Raw genomic sequence first — 20,587 nt, 5'->3', positions numbered from 1 at the left:
TGGGATGCGAATTCTGGTGTGCGAGGACGATCCCGAGCTGCGCGCCGAGGTGGTGGCCGGACTGCGCGGCGCGGGCCTCGCGGTCGACGCGGCCGGTGATCTGGCCGACGCCGACCTGAAGACGAGCGTGAACGACTACGACTGTCTCGTGGTCGACCGCGGTCTGCCCGACGGCGACGGGCTCGAGCTGATCCGCGCGCACCGGGAGGCCGGCGGCCGCACGCCGGTACTGATCCTCACCGCGCGCGACACCCTGGCCGACCGGCTCGACGGATTCGCCGACGGCGCAGACGATTACCTCGTCAAACCGTTCGCGCTGGACGAGCTGACCGCGCGGGTGCGGGCACTGTGCCGGCGCCGCGACCGTCCCGCGGCCGCGCACGTCCGGGTGCACGATCTCGCCGTGGACCGGTCCCGGCGGCGCGTCCAGCGCGCCGGGATCCTGCTGACGTTGACCCCCAAGGAATTCGGGGTGCTGGAACTGCTGGTGGATCGGGCGGGTGCGGTGGTGACCCGTACCGAACTGATCGAATGTTGCTGGGACGAAATGGCCGAACCGGCCTCGAACGTGGTCGATGCGGTGATCGTGCAGTTGCGCCGCAAACTCGGCGCGCCGCCGCTGATCGAGACCGTGCGCGGCGTCGGTTTCACGATCACGCCGTGAGCCGGTCCCGCCCCGATCGGCGGCCCGCCGTCGCCCGGCTGCGCCGCGCCCGGTGGGTGCAGACCGCGCTGTTCACCGCGATCACGGCGATCTGCCTGATCGCGCTGGGCGCCTTCGCCGTCACCGTCGACGGGCATTCCCGCCACCGCGCGCTCGACGACCGCCTCGACCGGTACGCCGGCGGCCTGGCCCGCGAGGTGAACTGGGGTGACGACGGCGCCGTCGACCTGGAGGCCGTGCACGACGACGATCTGGTGCAGGACACGGTCACGATCGTGATCCTGGCCCGCGACCACAACGGGCCCTGGCGTGAGGTTTTCACGCACCGCCGGGCCGGATCGCCGCCGCCGGAGGCGCTGCGGGCCGTCGCCGATCGGATCGCCGCCGACGAGGATTCCGACACCGAGACCGGCGCCGACAGCACCGGCCGCACGGTCCGCCTGGCAGGCGTGCCGGTGTGGACCGACGATTCCGTGATCGGCGCGGTGGTGATCGCCGCGGACGATCCCGGCCCGTCCGCGCACGAACACCGGAACCTGGTGCTGGCCACCGAGTTCGGTGGAATCGCGCTGGTGCTGCTGGCCGCCGTCGCCGGGCATCTGCTGTCCGGGGTCAGCATGCGGTCCGCGCTGCGCCTGCTCGACGAGCAGGAGCGTTTCCTCGGCGACGCCGCCCACGAACTGCGCACCCCGCTCGCGGCGCTGCGCCTGCGCACCGACGCGGGCCTGCGCGATTCCGGTAACGAACGCATCGCCCTCACCGACGTCCGCCGCTTCACCGACCGCATGACCCGCCTGGTCGCGGGCCTGCTGGCCCGCGCTCGCACGGAAACCGGTGTGGCGGAACCGGAACGGCTGCCCCTGCGCCTGGACCAGTTGGTGGAGGGCGTGATCGCCGATTTCCCGGTCGCCGGCATCGACCTCACCGCGGAATCGGTGGTGGTGCAGGCGGATCCGGAACTGCTGGCGCTGGCGGTCCGCAATCTCGTCGACAACGCCCTGGTCCACGGCGACGGCGCGGTGGGGGTGTCGGTGACGGCGGACGGCAGGCCGGACCCGGCGGCGCCGGTCACCGCCGGCCGGGTCACGGTCCGCGACCACGGACCGGGACTCGATCCGGCACTGCCGGATCCGTTCGATCGCGGCGCCACCGCCTCGCGCACCGGTCACGGCATCGGTCTGTCGATCGTCCGCTGGGTGGCCGGAATACACGGCGGCACCGCGACTCTGGCGCCGGCGCCGGGCGGCGGCACGATCGCGACCCTCACCGTCGGGCCACCGCCCGCGTGACCGGGTCCGGGCGCAATCAGCCGGTCACCGGCGCCGCAGCGACCTCCGGTGCGACGGGTGGCCGATACGCGGTACGCAGCAGCACGTAGACCAGCACACCGATCGCGGAGAAGAAGATCGTCGCGAAGAGGATGGGCGACACCAGGATCGGGGATATCCCGCGCTGCCGGCTGTCCAGGTACATCCATCGGCCGAGCAGCAGATCGAATCCGACCAGATGCGCCCAGATCGCCGCGGCGCCCGGGGCCGTCGCGAGCAGGGCCTGCAACGCCGCCAGATCCGGCCGGGTCATCACCGGGAAGAACTGTGCGAGACGGGGTGTCATCAGGATCAGGTAGATCAGCAACGGCGGCACGCAGATCAGCGGCGACGAGACCAGCCATCCGGTGCGCCGCCACGTCGGCGCGAGGATCATCACCGCCCAGAACGGCGCGGCGAACCAGAACGAGGCGGTGAACAGCGTCTGTGTCATGCCGGGAACCCCACCGCCGCAGCCGGATCGGCCGCCGACCGGGGTGCGCGCAGCGCCCGCACCACGCCCGCGACGACCAGCACCAGGATCACCGCGGCCGCCGACCAGGTCCACCCGTCGGGCCGCACGATCGGCTGCCCCCGCAGGGCCTGCCAGGTCAGCAGCGCGAGCATCACCGCGTAGCCCGCCCCCGCCACCGTGACCAGCCGGATGCGCACTGTGGCCGCCCGCAGCGCCGGAATGCGCGCGGCGAGCAGTTCGGCCGCCGCCAGGATCAGCGGAATCGCTTGCAGCGCATGGATTCCGACGAAGTGCGGGATGCGCAGATCGCCGTGCGCGGTGCTCCAGCCGAGGAACGGCAGCCCCGGCCCGCCGTCGGGTGCGCCGACGGTGTGCGCGCCGGAGATCGAGGGCGGCCGCGGCACCCCGCGCGCGGGCAGGAACATCAGGAATGCCAGCGCCATTCCGATCAGCGACAGCGTGGTACCCCAGCGCACCGCGGCCGCGCGCGCCCGATCGGCGGCCGGATCGGCCGCCACCGCGATCGAGGCGACCAGCGTGGCCAGCCAGACGACGACGATCGATGCGCCCATGACGTCGAACATGATTCCGTCGAACGCGGTGGTGCCGTTGAAGTGGCTCGTGGTGCCCCGCACGATCTGGCCCACGATGATGACCATCTCGATCGCCAGCCCCGCCGCGGCGACGGTGGCCGCCCACCACGCGAGCCGGTGCCGGCGCCGGGTGCCGGCCAGCAGCCACGCCCAGGTGACGGCGTAGATCGCCACGGACAGTGCGAATTTCACGGATTTGTCCCAGATCGGCAGCCCGGTCAGCGTGCGATGGTCGGTGACCGTCCCGATCAGGGAGACGGCCACCAGCGCGGCCATCGCCGCCGCGAGCCACATCAAGGGGGTATGCCCGCGCCACCAGGGCGAGCGGTCGGGGAAGGGGAGAGCGGAATCGTTCATGGTGCACCTGCTTCCGAGGCAAGGTGGAAACGTGACTATCGATAGTAGAACTATCGATAGTTGAGTGTCGTAGACTCGATCCCACCTGTCAACCACCGTCCGGGAGGTCTGTTTGCGCATCGCGGAACTCAGTCGCACCACGGGGGTGTCGGCCGCGACGATCAAGTACTACGTGCGCGCGGGCCTGCTACCGCCGGGCGAACGCACGCACGCGAACCAGGTCGACTACGGCCCCGCCCATGCCCGCCGGCTGCGCCTGGTCCGCGCGCTCATCGAGATCGGCGGCCTGTCGATCACCGATGCGGCGCGGGTGCTCGAAATCCTGGACGGGGGAGACCATTCCACCTGGGAGTCGGTCGGCAAGGCGCAGTACGCGCTCGATCACCGCCGCGACCCCGGGCCCGGCGACGACCCGATCGCGCAGGCCGCCGTCGACGACCTGCTGGCCCGGCGCGGCTGGGAGGTGTTCGAGGACAACCCCGCCCGCGCCACCCTGGTCGAGGTGTGCACCACCCTGCGGCAACTCGGTCACGACGACTTCGTCGAGGCGCTGGACGACTACGCCGAGGCGGTGGAACGCATCGCGGCGGTCGATGTGGGCGTGGTCGCCCGGCAGCCGTCGGTGGAGCAGACCGTCGAATCCGTCATCGTCGGCACGGTACTCGGCGACACCGTACTCGCCGCGCTGCGCCGGCTCGCCCAGGAACATCTGTCTCGCAACGCCTTCGGCTGATCCCGGCACTACCGGAGGTCCCCGTCCGCGCCGACGAGAAGGTCCCCGTCGGCACCGACGAGTTGCTCCCCGGTCCGAGCCGGCAGCGTGACCCGCAGCGACGGAACGGGATCCGGCCCCGGGGCCGCGACCGCGACGGCCGGGGCCGGGGCCGCGACCCGGCGCCGCCGCCGGTGGAACCACTGCAACGCCCCGAGCCCGGCCAGGCCGGTCAGCGCGGCGCCGATACCCGCCTGCCAGCCCGGCGGCCGCCAGCTCAGCACCAGTTCGGCGTTGCGGGTGCCGGCCGGGATGTCCACGGCGACGAAGGTTTTCGCGACCGGCCGGATGGGCAGTTCGCGGTCGCCGAGTACGGCGCGGTATCCGGGCCAGGCCAAGCGGGAGAACACGATCCGGCCGCCGTGTACCGAGGTCACCTGCAGGCGGCTGGTGACGCTGTCGCGGTCGATCACCGCGGCGGTGACGTTGTGGGCGTCCGCGACGAATCCGTTTCTGGCCGAGACGGGCCCGCCGTCGCGTTCCAGCACCCAGATGTAGCGATCGTGGCCCGGATAGTCGACCCAGCGCCAGCCGCGCGGCGCAGGATGATCCGCGGCGGCGGGGTATTGGGCCCGTTGCAGCACCACCCGGTCGACCTTCATCAGGTCCACGACCGCGCGCCCGGTGCTCGGTTCGATGTCGAACGCCCGCCGATAGGCGTCCGGGCAGGTGCTGCCGTCCCAGCCCATGCACAGCAGCGCGCTGAACGCGGCGTGCCCGATCGGGGTGTAGGCGTTGACGTAGTCCAGGCCCATGTTCTTCGCGTAGTTGCCGAAAGCCAGTGAGGCCCAGGCCTTGTCACCACCCTGATCCGCGGGCGGGACCAGCGCGCGGTCGCCGAGTTGCAGGGTCACGCCCTCGAACGGCGGGAAGGCGGCGGTCATCTCGGATCGACGGCCCGGGAAGTGGTACGACATCGGCGTCGGCCCCTGGTCACGCACCTGCTCGTAGGCGATCGGGAACATCACCGTGATCGCCAGCGCGCACGCGGCCGGTACGCCGCGCCGGCGCACCAGCCACACCGTCACCGCCACCAGCACCCCGACCAGCATCGAGGCCATCAGGTGCCGCAGCACCAATTGGGGTGCGGCCGAGGTGGATCGGACGAACATCAGCGCGATCAGCAGACCGGCGGCGAGGTAGCGGCGGCGCGGATCGGTGAAGGCGCCGCAGCGGCTCAGCAGGACGCACACCAGCACCAGCACCGATACCGCGAGCATCGGCAGCACCCGGCCGGGCCAGCGCAGCGGCCCGATGTACCCGGGCCCGGCCGTCCACATCAGTACCGCCGCACCGAACAACAGCGCGCCGGTCAGCTCGCGGGCCACCGCGCGGGCCGCCCGCCAGTCCACGAACGCCAGCAGCGGCACGACGAACCACGCGATGTACACCATCGGCATCGGCTGCACATAACCCCACCAGCCGTCGAAGGCCGGCATCGTGCTCGGCAGGCTGGCGTTCAGCGATTCCGACCAGGGCACGTCGAGGAATGTGTCGTTGACGATCCGCTCGTTGCCGCGCCAGGTCGCGGGCGAGGACAGCATGCCCGGCAGATAGGTCTCCAGCCCGGCGAGCCCGGCGCACCCGGCCACCAGCACCAGCCGCAGCGACGGCCACCGGTCGCGCAGGTGCACCACCTCGCCGACCGCGACCGCGACGACCATCAGGCCCGCCTCGGCCGCCGGGAATACGTACTGCACCGAAATGGCCAGGTAGAGGTAGACGAAGACGCTCACCGGGCCGCCGCGTCCGCGGGTGTACCGCACCGCCGAGGCCCAGGCGTGCAGCATCCACGCGGTGCCGGTCAGCGAGGTCATCCAGCTGGCCTCGTCGAAGAACAGGAACCAGCCCGACAGCGGGAACGCCACCGCGGCCACCGCCGACCAGGGCGCCCGCGCGCCGTAGGCCAGGCAGATCCGGAACACGCCGAGCGCGGCGACGATCGAGAAGATCAGCTTGACCACCGTCGCGTACAGCGCCAGATCGTCCACCGACGGCGCGATCAGATCGACGAGTAGTTGCGGGGGGTTGTAGAGTCCGGCCTCCTCCATCGAATAGTTGCCCGACATCCATTCCCACGGCACCAGCACGGGGAAGCGACCCTCCCGCAACTGCCGCCCGAGCATCACCCACATCGGCCCGTACTGGGCCTCGGTGTCGTCGGTGTAGAAATGGCGCGGATTCGCGAGGAGGACGGACAGGTAGCCGACGGCCACGCCGACGGCGGTCACCCAACCCCACACGTGCACGTCGTTGCGCGGCTTCGGCGCGGCACCTGCGACCACGAGTTCGGAAGACTACCGTACGAAACCGCAGTTCCCCGCCTTTCCCGCCGATTTCCGGAGATTCCGGGCGGATCGAATACCGGCCCGCCCGGGTCGAATCGACCGGAGTGCCTGATTCCATTCCGCAGGTTCGATCCGCACGATTTCTCCAGGGTTGCGAATGTGCCCGGACATCCTATTTCCGTCTGCGCCTAAATGAGTTTCCTGATTTCGAGAACTGAAGTTCCGGTATGTGACACCATCGCTCTCCAAGTGGCCTCGAACAAGGAGAAACATGGTGAGACCGAGGCGAATTCTGATTGCGCTGCTCGCGCTGGCGCTGCTCGCGGCGGGCTGCAGCCGCGGAGGCGGTGGGGAGACCACCGTGGCCGGGGGCGGCGGGGGCGGATCGGGTGACTTCGGCGATCTGAAGGGCATCTGCAACTCCGCGAAGGCGTCCGGCGCCCCGGCGCAGGGGGTGACCGCGAGCGAGATCAAACTCGGTGTCTTCAGTGATATCGGCTTCACCAAGAACCCCGAATTCGTCGATGCCGCCAAGGTTTTCACCTCCTGGTGCAACGACAACGGCGGTGTCGCCGGGCGCAAGCTGAGCTACACCGTGCACGACGCCAAACTGCTGGAGGTCCGCCAGCGCATGGTCGAGGCGTGCCGGGACGATTTCGCGCTGGTCGGCGGCGGCGCGGCCTTCGACGGACTGGGTGTGAAGGACCGGTTGAACTGCCTGCTGCCGGAATTCCCGGCCCAGGTGGTCTCGGCCGCCAACGCCGGTTCGGATCTCCAGGTCGGCGGCGGCGGTACCGCCTCGCAGACGGATATCTACACCGGTTCGCACAGCTGGCTGTTCAAGGAGGCGTATCCGGATTCGGCGGCGGCGATCGGAGTGATCACCGGCGACATCCCGGCCACCAAGTCGATGCTGTCCGGATATCAGGAATCGTTGCCGGCCGAGGGTGCCACCCTCGTCTACGGCGATCTGTATCCGGCTGCGGGCGTGACGGATTGGACGCCCTACGCGCAAGCCATCAAGAGCAAGGGCGTGAAGGGCCTGATCTTCCTCGGCAACTATGTTGACCTGCCGAAGCTGGAGGACGTGCTGACCGGCATGGACTACCACCTGGACTGGATCGATGCCAACAGCAACGCCTACAACGCCGGATTCCTGAAACTGCTCGGCAATTCCGCCACCGCGCAGCACAACTACGCCGACATCTCCGGCACCGCCCCGCTGGAATCGGATCTGCCGGCGATCAAGCAGCTGAAGCAGCTGTACGCGAAGTACGCCCCCGGTTCCGAACCCACCTATCCGGCGGTGCGCGCCTTCGCCGCGTGGGCGCTGTTCGCCAAGTCGGCGGCGAGCTGTGGTGACGCGCTGACCCGCAAATGCCTCTACGACGCCGCGACCAAGGAATCCGCGTGGACCGGCGGCGGCCTGGTGGCGCCGCAGGACTACACCACGAAGGCGGCCGTGCAGAAGTGCTTCAACGTGGAGATGGTGACCCCGCAGGGCTGGCAGCCCGCGCCCTTCAAACCGGACAACGGCCCGTACCGCTGTGATATGACGCCGTATGTGTACAAGCAGGATCTCGGCAAACCGCTGACCCTGGCCGACGTCGGCAAGTCCCTGAACGACGTCAAATAGCCCGGTCCCGGCCCGGTTCACCGCGGCCCGGCCCCGCCCGTTCCCCGGGTGGCGCCGGGCCGCGGTCGTGCGTCCGGGTCCGCATCGGCCTGGCGAATGTCTGATTTGTCCGGTAAACGTGGGGGTGTGGATGTCGAGGTGACGCCCCTGCCGGGGATCGGAGTACGGAAGGATTTCCCGCTGGGCGGGTCGGGCCGGCGGGTGGGGGTGGTGGATCGCAAGGACGGCACGGTCGACCTGATCCTGAGCCGGCCGGGCAATCCGGACGAGTGCGAACAGGTCGCGATGACGGTCACCGAGGCCGCGACGCTGGCCGGACTGCTCGGCGCCCCGCAACTGGTCGGGCAACTGGTCGCGGAGCAACGCGATCTGGAGGGTGTGAACACCCGGCAACTGTCCCTCCGCACCGGATCTCCGTACGCCGGGCGGCCGCTGGGCGACACCCGGATGCGCACCCGCACCACGGCCTCGATCGTCGCGGTGGTGCGCGGCGGGCAGACGATTCCCTCACCGGGCCCGGACTTTCCGATGGCCGCCGGTGATCAGCTCATCGTGGTCGGGACCGGTGCCGGGCTCGACGCGGCCGCGGCGATTCTGGTGGACGGCTGAATCGAGTGGTCGCCGACGAAACTGCACTGGGTCTCATCCAGCTGGGGGCGGTGTTCTTCGGGCTGGGACTGCTCGGCCGGCTCGCGGCCCGAATCGGCCTGTCGCCCATCCCGTTGTATCTGATCGGCGGTCTGGTGTTCGGCACCGGCGGTCTGGTGGAACTGCATCACGTCGACCAATTCATCCATCTCGCCAGCGAAATCGGCGTGGTGCTGCTGTTGCTGCTGCTCGGGCTCGAGTACACCGCCGACGAACTGGTCACCAGCATGCGGCGGTCCTGGACCGCGGGCGTGGTGGACCTGCTGGCCAATGCCACACCGGGTGTCGTGATCGCGCTGTTGCTGGGCTGGGGCCTCACCGGCGCGGTCGCGATGGCCGGGGTCACGGTGATCTCGTCCTCGGGCATCGTCGCGAAGATCCTGAACGACTTCGGCCGCTTGGGAAATCGGGAGACGCCGGCCATCCTGTCGATCCTGGTGTTCGAGGATCTGGCCATGGCGGCGTATCTGCCGTTGCTGACCGCGGTGCTGGCCGGCGTCGGATTCCTCACGGGCGCAACGTCGGTCGCGATCGCGTTGATCGCGGTCAGCGTGGTGCTGGTGATCGCGCTGCGCTACGGCCGATACGTGTCGATGCTGATCGACAGCCACGACCGCGAGATCTTCCTGCTGACCCTGCTGGGTTCGGCGCTGCTGGTCGCCGGAATGGCCACGGTGCTCCAGGTTTCCGCGGCCGTCGGCGCGTTCCTGCTCGGCATCGCGATCTCCGGCACCACCGCCGAGAGCGCCCGCACCATGCTGGAGCCGCTGCGAGATCTGTTCGCCGCCTTGTTCTTCGTGCTGTTCGGGCTGTCCACCGACCCGAAGAGTATTCCGCCGGTACTGGGCTGGGCCTGCGTGCTCGTCGTGGTCACGGTGGTGACCAAGGTGGGCACCGGCTGGTGGGCGGCGGCGCGCGCGGGCGCCTCGCGCTACGGCCGGCTGCGCGCGGGCACCTCCCTCGTCGCGCACGGCGAATTCTCCATCGTGATCGCCGGACTGGCGGTGTCGGCGGGTGCGGTACCCGCCGAATTCGCCGCCATGGCAGGCACATACGTACTCCTGATGGCCGTCCTCGGCCCGATCGCGGCCCGCTTCGCCGAACCGGTGGTGCGCCGCCTGGACCGGCTGCGGGCCCCGGCCACCTGACCGCTGATCACACACCGGGACAACGCTTTCCGGCGATCGGAATGCGGCAGCGGTCGCGCGCCACGCGGACCGGTGCCGTAGAGCGCCGCGCAGACGGCCCGGAATGCGCCGTGCCCCAGCACTATTCGGCGGCGTCCCGCGCCCGGCTCAGGGTGGTGTCGATGAACGCGCGCGCGGCGGCGGTGATCGGCCCGGTGCGGTGGATCAGCCACTGCGGGATGCGTTCCGGCGGATCGAAGCGGTAGACCGAGGCGCCGGAGCGGCGGGCCAGATAGTCCCAGCCGTCGGGCATCAGCGCGGCGCCGACCCCGCGCAGCACCATCGGCAGCACCACGCTGCGGTCGCCGACCTCCGCGGCGATGGTCAGCTCACCGACCTCGGCGGCCAGCCGGTCGAACCGGGCCCGCACCGCGGTGGCGGCGTGCGGGACGACGAAATGCATACCGCGCAGATCGCTCGCCGTGATCGTCCCGTCGCCCGCGCCGACCGTCGTGCCCGGCGGCATCACCAGCAGGAACTGCTCGTCGCGGAGGTGGTGCGAGATCAGGCCCTGCCCCGCCGGCCGCTCCGCGCTGGCGCACACCCCGGCCTCGCACCGGCCGCGCAGCACCAGCGCGACCACCTCGGTGGCCGACAGCGCCGAGGAGGTGCTCACCGTCACACCCGGATGGTGTGCACGCAGTTCGGCGATGATGCTGATCACAGGTTCCAGCGCCGAGGAGGAGGTCGCGGCCACGTCGACCCGGCCGACCGCACCCTCGCCGACCGTCTGGGCGGCGGCGCGCAGCGCGTCCAGATCGCGCAACACCTGCCGGGCCCGTTCGGCCATCAGCTCACCGGCGCTGCTCAGCACCGCGTTGCGCCCGACCCGGTGGAACAGCGCCACCCCGAGTTCCTCCTCGAGTTTCGCGATCGCCCGCGACAGCGACGGCTGCGCCACCTGCAGGGCGCGCGCGGCGTGCGTGAAACCACCGTGCTCCACGATGGCGACGAAATACTCGAGTTGCCTGCGTTCCATACACCCACGCTATTGGAACGGTGTCACAGATGTCTTGGACGTACATCCGATCGTCGGGTGATACTCGGCGTGTGTTCACCACACGTCCCACGTTGCAGGGCAGCTTCGGCATGGTGTCGACCACCCACTGGCTGGCCTCCGCGGTCGCCATGGCGGTCCTGGAGGCCGACGGCAACGCCTTCGACGCCGCGGTCGCGGCGGCGTTCACGCTGCACGTCGCCGAACCGCATCTGAACGGGCCCGCCGGTGAGGTGCCGATCCTGCTGGCGCCGGTCGGCGGGCCGCCGCGGGTGCTGTGCGGGCAGGGCCCGGCGCCGGCCGGGGCGAGTATCGAGCACTACACCTCGCTCGGGCTGGAACTGGTGCCCGGCACCGGTCCGCTGGCCGCCGCGGTACCGGGCGCCTTCGACGCCTGGCTGGTGCTGCTGCGCGATCACGGTACGAAACGCCTGGCCGAGGTGCTGTCCTACGCCATCGGCTACGCCGAGCGTGGCGTCCCGGCGGTGGAACGGATCGGCGCCACCGTCGCGGCGGTGCAGCGGCTGTTCGAGACCGAGTGGACCAGTTCGGCCGCGGTGTATCTGCGCGACGGAAAGCCGCCTGCCCCAGGGCAATTGCTGGCCAATCCGGCGTTGGCCGGCACCTGGCGGCGGCTGATCACCGAGGCCGAGGCGGCGGGCGCCGATCGCGAGGCGCAGATCGAGGCGGCCCGGCGGGTATGGCGCGAGGGATTCATCGGCGAGGCGCTGGCCGCCACCGCCGCGCGACCGGCCCTGGACACCTCCGGCGCGCGGCACGCCGGTACCCTCACCGGCGACGATCTCGCGAATTACGCTGCCACGTACGAGGATCCGGTCACCCACGACTGGAACGGCTGGACCGTCGCGAAGGCCGGGCCGTGGAGCCAGGGCCCGGTGTTCCTGCAACAGCTGGCCCTGCTGCCGGAGCGGCCGGCCTACGGGACGCCCGAGTACTTCCACACCCTCGTCGAGGGGTCGAAGCTGGCGTTCGCGGATCGCGAGGCCTGGTACGGCGACGGCACCACCGTCTCGATGCAGACGCTGCTGTCGTCGTACTACAACACCGGGCGCCGCAGCCTGATCGGGGCGTGCGCCTCGCTCGAACTGCGGCCCGGCAGCCCCGACGGGCAGCGGCCGGTCGTCACCCGGTACGCGGGAGACCGTGCGGCACAGGAGGTTCCGTCCGGGGCGGGCGAGCCCACGGTGGCCGCCACCGGCGAAACCCGCGGCGACACCTGCCATCTGGATGTGGTGGACCGCTGGGGCAACATGATCTCCGCCACACCCAGCGGCGGCTGGCTGCAATCCAATCCCGTGGTACCGGAACTCGGCTTCCCGCTCGGCACCCGCTTGCAGATGACCTGGCTGGAACCGGGTCTGGCGAGTTCGCTGACCCCCGGCCGGCGTCCGCGCAGCACGCTCAGCCCCACCCTGGCGTTGCGCGACGGGCGGGCCGTACTGGCGTTCGGCACACCCGGTGGCGACCAGCAGGACCAGTGGAGCCTGCACTTCTTCCTCGCGGTCGCGCTCGGCGAACGGGTGCGCGGCGGATGGGATCTGCAGGGCGCGATCGACGCGCCGAACTGGCATCAGGAGAGCTTCCCCGGCTCGTTCTATCCGCGCACCATCAGCCCGGGTGCGGTGATCGTGGAATCGCGCATCGGGGCCGGCGTGATCACCGAACTGCGTCGCCGCGGCCACCTGGTCACGGTGGGCGGTCCGTGGTCGGAGGGCCGGATGTGCGCGGTGGCACGGGATCCCGAGACCGGGGTGCTGTCCGCCGGCGCGAACCCACGCGGGATGCAGGGCTACGCCGCCGGTCGCTGATCGATTGCCGCTAGTGCGACACGATTGCCACTTTGCGCCGCTTCCCCGGTTTGCGGGCCGCGCTGGTGTGATGTAAGAAACAGCGGCACAGCAACTTTCGCACACTCCGAAAGGCGTCAGAACCGGACCGATCGGCGGATAGCTGTCCGGAAAGCGAAGTATCGCGAAGCGAAGTATGTTGTACGGCATGCTCCCCCGAATGGCACGGAAGGTGGCAGTCGGCTTGGCCGTGGCACTACTCGGTGTGCCGGCCGTCACCGCATGTTCACCCGCGCAACATTCCGTCGGAACCGCCGCGCACGCGGACGATTTCGGCACTCCGATCGGCAGTCGGCAGGTCCGCGAGGGCGGCAACCTGGTGATGGGCCTGTCCTCCGAACCGGATCGCCTGGACCCCACCACGTCCAGCTCGCTCTACACCCGCGTCGTGATGAGCTCGATCTGCGAGAAGCTCTACGACAACGATTCCGCCGGCCATCTGGTACCCCAGCTGGCCGCGGCCCTGCCCGACATCTCCCCGGACGGCCTGACCGTCACCGTCGCGCTGCGCACCGGCGTGAAGTTCGCCGACGGCACCGCCTTCGACGCCGCGGCGGTGCAGACCAGCCTGCAACGGCACCTCACCTTCAAGACCTCCCAGCGCACCAGCGAGATGGGGCCGATCGCGAGCATCGACACCACCGACGCGGGACATGTCGTGCTGCACTTCAAATCACCGTTCGCGCCGATCACCGCCGCGCTGGCCGACCGGGCCGGGATGATCATGTCCCCGGCCGCGCTGACCGCAGCCGGGGACTCCTTCGGTGATCACCCGGTGTGCGTCGGCCCGTTCACATTCGTTGCGCGCGTGCCGCAGACGTCGATCACCGTGACCAAGGACCCGCTGTACTACGACGCGGCGCACGTGCATCTGGACGGCATCACCTATCGGATCATCGGCGACGACAACATCCGGGCCGCCAACCTGCGCTCCGGCGATGTCCAGGTCGCCGACACCATCGCCCCGAACGACGCCGCCGCCCTCGCCGGTGACCCGAAACTGCGCCTGCTGCAATCGAGTTCGCTCGGATACCAGGGCCTCACGATCAACATCGGCAATGTCGACGGCGTCGGCAAGCCCGTGCACCAGATCGACACCCCGCTGGCCAAGGACACCCGCGTCCGGCAGGCCCTGTCGCTGAGCATCGATCGGCCGCAACTGGTCGGGGCGGTGTTCGACAACTGGTTCGATCCCGCCTGCACGCCGATCGTGCCGAACTCGACGTTCGCCTCCGCGGCCGGAACCGCTTGTCCCGCATACGATCCGCAACGCGCCAAGCAGTTGCTCACCGAGGCCGGGGTGCCGATGCCGTTCCCGGTGACGTTGCAGGTCTCCAACCGCCAGGCCGATCTGCGCTACGCGCAGGCGCTGCAATCCTCGGTCGCCGCGGGCGGATTCGATCTGCGGATCGTCCCGGTCGAGTACTCGACCCTGCTGGACGTGCAGAAGCGCGGCACCTTCGAGGCGCTGTTCCTGGGCTGGTCCGGCCGGATCGACCCGGACGCCAACACCGCCCGGTTCCTGTCCACCGGATCGCCCGGCAACTACGGCGGTTACTCCTCGCCCGCGATGGACGATCTGCTGGCACGGGCCGGCCGGGTCGCCGATCCGGCCCAGCGCGCCGACCTCTACGGCCGGGCGGTGGGGCTCATCGAGCAGGACAACCCCTACCTGTACACCTATCGCATCCGCGTGCTCACCGGTCAGTCGACGGGCGTCGCCGGCGTGGAGGTGTACCCGGACGGGGTGGTGCGGCTGGGCAGGGCCGCCTTCGTGGCCGGCTGAGGCGCCGGCCGTGTTGCGGTTCGTCCTGCACCGGTTGTGGCAGTCGGCGCTGACCCTGGTGCTGGCCTCGATGGTGATCTTCCTGGGGGTGCGCGCGCTGCCCGGCGATCCGGCCGTCACCACGGCCGGTGAACAGGCCGACCCGCAGACCGTCGCCGCGGTGCGTGCGCACCTCGGCCTGGATCGGCCGCTGTGGGAGCAGTACTGGGAGTTCCTGTGGCACAGCGCATCCGGAGACTTCGGCCGGTCCATCCGGACCGGTGCGCCGGTGCGCGGCATGATCGCCGCCACCTTCCCGGTGACCCTGCAACTGGCCGGATACGCGATGGTGATCGCGGTCCTGATCGGCGTGTCCGGCGGGGTGCTGGCCGCGGTGTACCGGGGGCGCTGGCCGGAATGGCTCGCGAACGGGGTTTCGCTGGTGGCGATGTCGGTGCCCACGTTCTGGCTGGGACTGCTCGGGGTGCTGTACCTGTCGGTGCGGCTGCACTGGTTCCCGGCCTCGGGATATGTATCGCCACTGCACGATCCGGCGCGCGCGCTGTACCACCTGACCCTGCCCGCCCTGGTGCTCGGCCTCACCCACGCGGCGATGCTGCAACGACAGACCCGCTCGTCCATGGTCGAGACGCTGACCGCCGATTTCGTGCGCACCGCCCGCGCGAAGGGGCTCGGGCCGGTGACGGTCACGCTCCGCTACGGCCTGCGCAACAGCCTGATCGTGGTCACCACGGTGATCGGCCTGCAACTGGGCCTGCTCATCGCCGGCACGGTGGTCACCGAGCGCATCTTCGCGCTGCCCGGGATCGGCAAACTGACCCTGGATTCGCTGTTCAGCCGCGACTATCCGGTGATCGAGGCCGTCGTCCTGGTGATCGTCGCGTCCTACATCCTGATCAACCTGCTGGTGGACGGGCTGTACACGATGATCGACCCGCGGGTGCGCGTGGCCGGGAGGACCCGATGACCGTCACGATTCCGAAGCGGGAGAACACGATCGGCGCACCACCGGCGGCCGCGCGCACCGGTCCGTGGCGCCGGCTGCGCCGCGACCCCAAGGGGATCATCGGCGCGGCACTGCTGCTGCTCACCGTCCTGGCCGGTCTATGCGCGCCGCTGCTGGCGCCCTACGGGCCAGCGGAGGTGCACTTCGCGGCGCCGTTCCAGCATCCCGGCACGGTCGGATTCGCCCTCGGCACCGACGATCTCGGCCGTGACGTGCTCTCCCGGGTGCTCTACGGCACCCGCGCCTCATTGGAGGTCGGCGCGCTGTCGGTGTCGTGCGCGGTGCTGTTCGGCGGCACGCTCGGGCTGGTGGCCGGGTACTGGCGCCGTCCGGACGCGGTGCTGTCGCGGATCGGCGACGTGGTGCTGTCCTTCCCCTATTTCGTGCTCGGCGTCGGACTGGCCGCGATCAACGGGGGCGGTCTGGTGGATGCCGCTGTCGCGCTGGGCATCTCGCAGGTGCCGGTGATGATGCGGGTGGTGCGCGCGGAGACGCTGCGGCTGAAGGAATCCGACTTCGTCCTGGCCGCGCGTGTGATGCACGTGCGGCCGTGGCGCATCCTCGCCGAGCACATCCTGCCCAACGCCGCCGCGGCGGCGATCGTCCAGGCGACCCTGATCATGCCGATCGCCGTGCTGGGGGAGGCGGTGCTGTCCTTCCTCGGACTCGGCATCCGGCCACCGGCCCCCAGCCTCGGCATCATGCTGTCCGACGCCCAGCAGTACCTGTCCCGCAGCATCTGGCCCGGCATCTTCCCCGGCATCGCCCTGGCACTGATCTGCCTGGGCTTCAACCTCTTCGGCGACGCCCTGCGCGACGCCCTCGATCCGAAGACCGCGCGATGACGGAGGACGCCGTGCCCGGTCCGCTGCTCGAGATCGACGATCTGCGGGTCTCCTTCGGCGACGTACCGGCGGTGCGCGGCGTCGACCTGACCCTCGCGCCGGGGGAGCGGGTCGCGGTGGTCGGCGCCTCCGGATCCGGCAAATCCACCCTGGCACATGCCGTCCTGGGCCTGCTGCCCGGATCCGGCCGGGTCACCGGCGGCCGGATCGCCTGGCGCGGAACGGAGATCACGCACGTCCCGGAACGGCACCTGCGAACTCTGCGCGGCAAGGAGATCGGTCTGGTCCCGCAGGATCCGATGTCGAACCTCAACCCCGTCACCCGAATCGGCACCCAGGTATCGGAAACCCTGGTGGCCCATCGCATCTGCGGACACCGCGAGGCCCGCCGCCGCACCGTGGAACTCCTCGGCCGCGCGGGCCTCCCCGACCCCCGCCGCCGCGCCCGCCAATACCCGCACGAACTGTCCGGCGGCATGCGCCAGCGCGTCCTGATCGCCATCGCCCTGGCCTGCCGCCCACACCTGCTCATCGCCGACGAACCGACCTCGGCCCTCGACGTCACCGTGCAACGCCGAATCCTCGACAGCCTCACCGAACTCACCCGCGACCTGGGCACCGCCCTGCTCCTGGTGACCCACGACCTCGGCCTGGCCGCCGAACGCGCCGACCGCGTGATCGTGATGTCCGAAGGCCGCATCGTCGAAACCGGCCCGGCCCGAACGGTTCTCACCACCCCCCACCACCCCTACACCCGCCGCCTGATCGCCGCCGCCCCCGCCGCGCTCGCCGACACGGCCGCCCGATCGGCGACCGCCACGACCAACGGCCTTGCCACTGTGGTGTCGGGCGTCACCGGCACAGCGCAACGCGCGAACGGTGCGGCCGAAAGGGCACCCGGCGCGGCGGCCGAAACCGGAGTGCCGCTGCTGGAGGTGTGTGGTGTGCGCAAGGAGTACCGTCTGCGTGGCCGTGGCGGCCTGCTGACGGCCGTGGACGACGTGTCGTTCACCGTCGGCCGTGGTCGCACCACGGCCATCGTCGGCGAATCCGGTTCGGGCAAAACCACTGTCGCGCGCATGGTGCTCGGGCTGGTCACCCCCACCGCGGGCAGTATCCACCTGGACGGCGCGGATCTACAGGGCCGCACCGGTGATCGGTTGCGCGCGGCCCGGCGGGCCATGCAGCCGGTGTTCCAGGATCCGTATGCCTCCCTGGACCCGATGTGGACGGTCGCTCGCCTGATCGCGGAACCGTTGCGCGCCTTCGGAATCGGTGGCCGCGCGGCCCGCCGCGAACGGGTCGCGGAACTACTCGACCAGGTCGCCCTCCCGGCGGCGGTCGCGCGGCGCCACCCGAACGAACTGTCCGGCGGCCAGCGCCAGCGGGTCGCCGTCGCCCGCGCGCTCGCCGCCGAACCCCCGCTGGTGGTCTGCGACGAACCGGTGTCGGCCCTGGATGTGCTGGTACAGGACCAGATCCTCACCCTGCTGTCCGATCTGCAACAACATCTCGGCGTCAGCTACCTGTTCATCTCGCACGATCTGGCCGTCGTCCGCGCGCTCGCCCACGAGGTCCTGGTGATGCGCGGCGGCCGCGTGGTGGAGGCGGGTCCGGCGGACGAAATCCTCAGCACGCCAACCGATCCCTACACCCGTGGACTACTCGACGCGATCCCCGGCGCGGCCCTGCCGATCTGACATCCGCCGCAGCCGATCGCGGCAAATGCTGCCGGAGTGCCGGGTCAGGCCGAACGCCGCCGCCGGTCGTAGGCCAGCAGCCACCGCCACCGCGGCAGCCCGGCCACGACCGCGGCCACCACGAGCAACAGCACCACCACACCGATCGCCGGCCACCAGATGAACCACACCGAAATCGCCGCGGCCGCGAACTCCACGACCATCATCGTGATGGTCACCGCCCCCGGCACCGCAACCGGCGACGGCCGGTCACCCGGCGTGCCGATCACCGCGGGCAGGCCGATCAGCACGATCACCGACACCGCGGACAACACGATCGACGCGGAGGCCAGTGCCCACGGCGTCGCCACCCACCCGATGAGCTCGGTCAGAAACCGCAGCACACCCGCGGCCCGATTGTCCGGCGATTCTCCGCCCACGCTGCGGCGCACCTTACTCATGAATCCATATTTCCACGGTTCCCTCCGGCCGGTGGCGACCGCATAGCATTGCGGGATGCGGGAATTCGTGCGGAGACGGTTCGCGGGGGCGGTGGGGCGGTGGCGAAGCTGGTCGCGACTGCGGCGGGTCTCGCTCAGCGTGATCCTGGTGGTGTGCCTGGCGCTGCTGCTGCCGCTGACGGCCCTGCTCACCCTGTGGACCGCCGACCACGGCCGTCCCGCCGCCGATGCCCGCACCCGCGGCCACGACGCGTTCTGGCTGGGCCACGCCTGGGTCGACGGCCGCAAGACCGAGGCCGATGTGGCGGAACTGGGCCGGCGGCTGGCCGGCAGCGGTATCACCGATCTGTACGTGCACACCGGTCCGCTGTCCGACGACGGCAGTCTCGACCCGCAGCTGTCGCCGTTGGCGGGCTGGTTCGTCACCACCGCGCATCGGCTGCTGCCCGGCATCCGGGTGCAGTCCTGGCTCGGCGATTTCGTGGCGCCCGAGCACGACGCGCTGCACCTGGAGGACCCGGCGACCCGGGATCGGCTGCTGGACTCCGTGACTCACGTGCTGGACCTCGGATTCGACGGCGTCCATTACGATCTGGAGCCGGTCCGCTCCGGATCCCCGGACTACCTGACCGTGCTGGACCGTACCCGCGCGCTCACCACCGCCCGGCACGCCCGACTGTCGGTGTCGGCACCGCAGATCGACCCGCTGCCGGGCCTGCACCACCTCTACGTGACCCTGGCCGGTCACGGAAAGTTCTGGGCCCAATCGTATTTCGCGGAGGTCGCGCGCCGGGTCGACCAGATCGCGGTGATGTCCTACGACACCTGGATGCCGACCGAATCCCTCTACGGCGGTTACCTCGCCGAACAGACGAAACTCGCGTTGCAGGTCACCCCTCAGCAGACCCTGTTGCTGATGGGCGTGCCGGTCTTCTGGGCCGAGGACTACGGCCATCACGGCGACGCCGAGACGGTGGCCGGCGCCGTCCGGGGAGCCCGGCTGGGCCTCAGTCGCACCGCGCCGGGCCGGGAATCCTTCGGCGTGGCGCTCTACGTCGACTTCACCGCCACCCCCGACGACCTCGCCGCCTATCGCAGCGACTGGTGCCGACCGGACTGATCCGCAGCTCACGTACCCTGACCCGCATGGACGAGTTGGCAGCGGGGGCGTTGCGGATCGGATACGTACCGGGCGTGACCGTCGCGAAGTGGGCGGGCCGCTGGGCCGACCGCTTCCCGGACACCCCGCTGGAACTGGTCCAGGTTCCGCAGGCCGAACAGGGGACCGCGCTCCGGGAGGGCCGCGTCGACATGTGCTTCGTCCGCGAACCGATCGAGCGCGCGGATCTGCACCTCATCCCGCTCTACCGGGAACGACCGGTCGTGGTGGTCCCGAAGGATCACCCGATCTCGCTGTTCGACGAGGTGAGCACCGCCGACCTGGCCGACGAGCGCATGCAGGACGCCTCCGACCTCGACGCCCTCGCGGCGACGGTGGAACTGGTCGCCGCGGTCGGCGGCGCCGCCGTCATGCCGCACTCCCTGGCCCGCCTGCACCACCGCCGCGATCTGGTGAACCGCGTGATCACCGACGCCCCCGACACCGAGATCGGCCTCGCCTGGCCCCGCACCCTCGACACCGACGCGATCCAGGAATTCATCGGCATCGTCCGCGGCCGCACCGAACGCAGCTCCCGCTCGACCACCCCGGAAAACGGTGCGGCACAGGAGAAAACGGACCGCAAAGCCACCCCCCGCGCCGCCGCGTCCCCCAACCCAACCGCGAGCCGCAACCGCCCCCGAACCCCCTCCGGCCGCAAACCCGCAGCGGCACAACGGAAACCACCCCGCCGCCGCGGCCGCTGAACCTCCGACCCCGGCCGCACCGACCCCGGCCGCACCGTCACCCGGCCGAGCCGTCACCCGGCCGAGCCGACCTCCGGCTGAGCAGTCACTCGGCCGAGCCGGACCCTGCCGAGCCGGACCCTGCCGAGCCGGACCCTGCCGAGCCGGACCCT

At 70.6% G+C, this 20,587-nt stretch carries 18 protein-coding genes; 13 read left to right on the top strand and 5 right to left on the bottom strand.

The window, feature by feature from the left end; genetic code table 11:
- Nucleotides 1-4 precede the first annotated feature (4 nt).
- Together G361_RS0125395 and G361_RS44855 are read left to right on the top strand one after the other, a co-directional pair.
- Complete coding sequence (locus G361_RS0125395) at nucleotides 5-664, top strand: response regulator transcription factor (RefSeq protein ID WP_019929930.1); 660 nt, start codon at nucleotides 5-7, stop codon at nucleotides 662-664.
- The gene (locus tag G361_RS44855; protein ID WP_019929929.1) at nucleotides 661-1,953 is read left to right on the top strand and encodes a HAMP domain-containing sensor histidine kinase; all 1,293 of its coding nucleotides are present in this window, start codon (nucleotides 661-663) and stop codon (nucleotides 1,951-1,953) included. The genes G361_RS0125395 and G361_RS44855 overlap by 4 nt, the downstream gene beginning before the upstream one ends.
- A gap of 16 nt (nucleotides 1,954-1,969) precedes the next feature.
- Here the strand turns inward: G361_RS44855 and G361_RS0125385 are convergent, their stop codons facing one another.
- Nucleotides 1,970-2,425, bottom strand: coding sequence for an ABA4-like family protein (locus G361_RS0125385; RefSeq protein WP_019929928.1), 456 nt, complete (start codon nucleotides 2,423-2,425; stop codon nucleotides 1,970-1,972).
- The gene (locus G361_RS0125380; RefSeq protein ID WP_155981775.1) at nucleotides 2,422-3,396 is read right to left on the bottom strand and encodes a hypothetical protein; all 975 of its coding nucleotides are present in this window, start codon (nucleotides 3,394-3,396) and stop codon (nucleotides 2,422-2,424) included. The genes G361_RS0125385 and G361_RS0125380 overlap by 4 nt, the downstream gene beginning before the upstream one ends.
- A gap of 112 nt (nucleotides 3,397-3,508) precedes the next feature.
- Between G361_RS0125380 and G361_RS0125375 the strand changes: the two genes are divergently transcribed.
- The gene (locus G361_RS0125375; protein WP_019929926.1) at nucleotides 3,509-4,129 is read left to right on the top strand and encodes a MerR family transcriptional regulator; all 621 of its coding nucleotides are present in this window, start codon (nucleotides 3,509-3,511) and stop codon (nucleotides 4,127-4,129) included.
- Between the two features lie 8 nt (nucleotides 4,130-4,137).
- Here the strand turns inward: G361_RS0125375 and G361_RS0125370 are convergent, their stop codons facing one another.
- Nucleotides 4,138-6,453: a hypothetical protein gene (locus tag G361_RS0125370; RefSeq protein ID WP_019929925.1), complete on the bottom strand. Its 2,316-nt coding sequence runs from the start codon at nucleotides 6,451-6,453 to the stop codon at nucleotides 4,138-4,140.
- Nucleotides 6,454-6,727: 274 nt separating this feature from the next.
- Here G361_RS0125370 and G361_RS0125365 point away from each other — a divergent pair, with 274 nt between their 5' ends.
- The 3 genes from G361_RS0125365 (at nucleotide 6,728) to G361_RS0125355 (ending at nucleotide 9,888) form a co-directional block, all read left to right on the top strand.
- Nucleotides 6,728-8,092 carry an ABC transporter substrate-binding protein gene (locus tag G361_RS0125365; protein WP_019929924.1) on the top strand — a complete coding sequence of 455 codons (1,365 nt, stop codon included), beginning with the start codon at nucleotides 6,728-6,730 and terminating at the stop codon, nucleotides 8,090-8,092.
- Between the two features lie 126 nt (nucleotides 8,093-8,218).
- Nucleotides 8,219-8,701, top strand: coding sequence for a cation:proton antiporter regulatory subunit (locus G361_RS0125360; RefSeq protein WP_019929923.1), 483 nt, complete (start codon nucleotides 8,219-8,221; stop codon nucleotides 8,699-8,701).
- A 5-nt stretch (nucleotides 8,702-8,706) separates the two neighbouring features.
- Nucleotides 8,707-9,888, top strand: a complete 1,182-nt coding sequence (locus G361_RS0125355) for a cation:proton antiporter (protein WP_019929922.1) — start codon at nucleotides 8,707-8,709, stop codon at nucleotides 9,886-9,888.
- 121 nt (nucleotides 9,889-10,009) lie between these two features.
- On the opposite strand, the gene G361_RS0125350 is transcribed toward G361_RS0125355, so the two are convergent.
- Nucleotides 10,010-10,906: a LysR family transcriptional regulator gene (locus G361_RS0125350; protein ID WP_019929921.1), complete on the bottom strand. Its 897-nt coding sequence runs from the start codon at nucleotides 10,904-10,906 to the stop codon at nucleotides 10,010-10,012.
- Between the two features lie 71 nt (nucleotides 10,907-10,977).
- On the opposite strand from G361_RS0125350, the gene G361_RS0125345 reads away from it, so the two are divergent.
- From G361_RS0125345 to G361_RS0125325, 5 genes are all read left to right on the top strand, one after another.
- Entirely contained in the window at nucleotides 10,978-12,753 is a 1,776-nt protein-coding gene (locus G361_RS0125345) for a gamma-glutamyltransferase family protein (protein ID WP_019929920.1), read from the top strand.
- 199 nt (nucleotides 12,754-12,952) lie between these two features.
- Nucleotides 12,953-14,578, top strand: coding sequence for an ABC transporter substrate-binding protein (locus G361_RS0125340; protein ID WP_231387095.1), 1,626 nt, complete (start codon nucleotides 12,953-12,955; stop codon nucleotides 14,576-14,578).
- Nucleotides 14,579-14,588: 10 nt separating this feature from the next.
- The gene (locus G361_RS0125335) at nucleotides 14,589-15,545 is read left to right on the top strand and encodes an ABC transporter permease (RefSeq protein WP_019929918.1); all 957 of its coding nucleotides are present in this window, start codon (nucleotides 14,589-14,591) and stop codon (nucleotides 15,543-15,545) included.
- Entirely contained in the window at nucleotides 15,542-16,429 is an 888-nt protein-coding gene (locus G361_RS0125330) for an ABC transporter permease (protein WP_019929917.1), read from the top strand. The genes G361_RS0125335 and G361_RS0125330 overlap by 4 nt, the downstream gene beginning before the upstream one ends.
- Nucleotides 16,426-18,129 (top strand): ABC transporter ATP-binding protein, encoded by a 1,704-nt coding sequence (locus G361_RS0125325; protein ID WP_019929916.1) that lies wholly within the window; start codon nucleotides 16,426-16,428, stop codon nucleotides 18,127-18,129. Before G361_RS0125330 ends, G361_RS0125325 begins: the two co-directional genes overlap by 4 nt.
- A 44-nt stretch (nucleotides 18,130-18,173) precedes the next feature.
- On the opposite strand, the gene G361_RS0125320 is transcribed toward G361_RS0125325, so the two are convergent.
- A complete protein-coding gene (locus G361_RS0125320) occupies nucleotides 18,174-18,569 on the bottom strand; it encodes a hypothetical protein (RefSeq protein WP_019929915.1) in 396 nt (131 codons plus the stop codon).
- 55 nt (nucleotides 18,570-18,624) lie between these two features.
- Here G361_RS0125320 and G361_RS0125315 point away from each other — a divergent pair, with 55 nt between their 5' ends.
- Together G361_RS0125315 and G361_RS0125310 are read left to right on the top strand one after the other, a co-directional pair.
- Nucleotides 18,625-19,689: a hypothetical protein gene (locus tag G361_RS0125315; RefSeq protein ID WP_019929914.1), complete on the top strand. Its 1,065-nt coding sequence runs from the start codon at nucleotides 18,625-18,627 to the stop codon at nucleotides 19,687-19,689.
- Between the two features lie 26 nt (nucleotides 19,690-19,715).
- Nucleotides 19,716-20,435: a LysR family substrate-binding domain-containing protein gene (locus G361_RS0125310; protein ID WP_036495744.1), complete on the top strand. Its 720-nt coding sequence runs from the start codon at nucleotides 19,716-19,718 to the stop codon at nucleotides 20,433-20,435.
- The last annotated feature ends 152 nt before the right edge of the window (nucleotides 20,436-20,587 follow it).

The organism is Nocardia sp. BMG111209 (assembly GCF_000381925.1).
GTDB lineage: Bacteria > Actinomycetota > Actinomycetes > Mycobacteriales > Mycobacteriaceae > Nocardia.
This window is presented reverse-complemented; position numbering and strand designations above follow the sequence as displayed.

Excerpts from the sequence above, each read along its gene's own strand:
- G361_RS0125395 (WP_019929930.1), top strand. The coding sequence starts at position 5 with ATGCGAATTCTGGTGTGCGAGGACGATCCCGAGCTGCGCGCCGAGGTG.
- G361_RS0125385 (WP_019929928.1), bottom strand. The coding sequence starts at position 2,425 with ATGACACAGACGCTGTTCACCGCCTCGTTCTGGTTCGCCGCGCCGTTC.
- G361_RS0125380 (WP_155981775.1), bottom strand. The coding sequence starts at position 3,396 with ATGAACGATTCCGCTCTCCCCTTCCCCGACCGCTCGCCCTGGTGGCGC.
- G361_RS0125365 (WP_019929924.1), top strand. The coding sequence starts at position 6,728 with ATGGTGAGACCGAGGCGAATTCTGATTGCGCTGCTCGCGCTGGCGCTG.
- G361_RS0125350 (WP_019929921.1), bottom strand. The coding sequence starts at position 10,906 with ATGGAACGCAGGCAACTCGAGTATTTCGTCGCCATCGTGGAGCACGGT.
- G361_RS0125340 (WP_231387095.1), top strand. The coding sequence starts at position 12,953 with ATGGCACGGAAGGTGGCAGTCGGCTTGGCCGTGGCACTACTCGGTGTG.
- G361_RS0125330 (WP_019929917.1), top strand. The coding sequence starts at position 15,542 with ATGACCGTCACGATTCCGAAGCGGGAGAACACGATCGGCGCACCACCG.
- G361_RS0125325 (WP_019929916.1), top strand. The coding sequence starts at position 16,426 with ATGACGGAGGACGCCGTGCCCGGTCCGCTGCTCGAGATCGACGATCTG.
- G361_RS0125320 (WP_019929915.1), bottom strand. The coding sequence starts at position 18,569 with ATGAGTAAGGTGCGCCGCAGCGTGGGCGGAGAATCGCCGGACAATCGG.
- G361_RS0125315 (WP_019929914.1), top strand. The coding sequence starts at position 18,625 with ATGCGGGAATTCGTGCGGAGACGGTTCGCGGGGGCGGTGGGGCGGTGG.
- G361_RS0125310 (WP_036495744.1), top strand. The coding sequence starts at position 19,716 with ATGGACGAGTTGGCAGCGGGGGCGTTGCGGATCGGATACGTACCGGGC.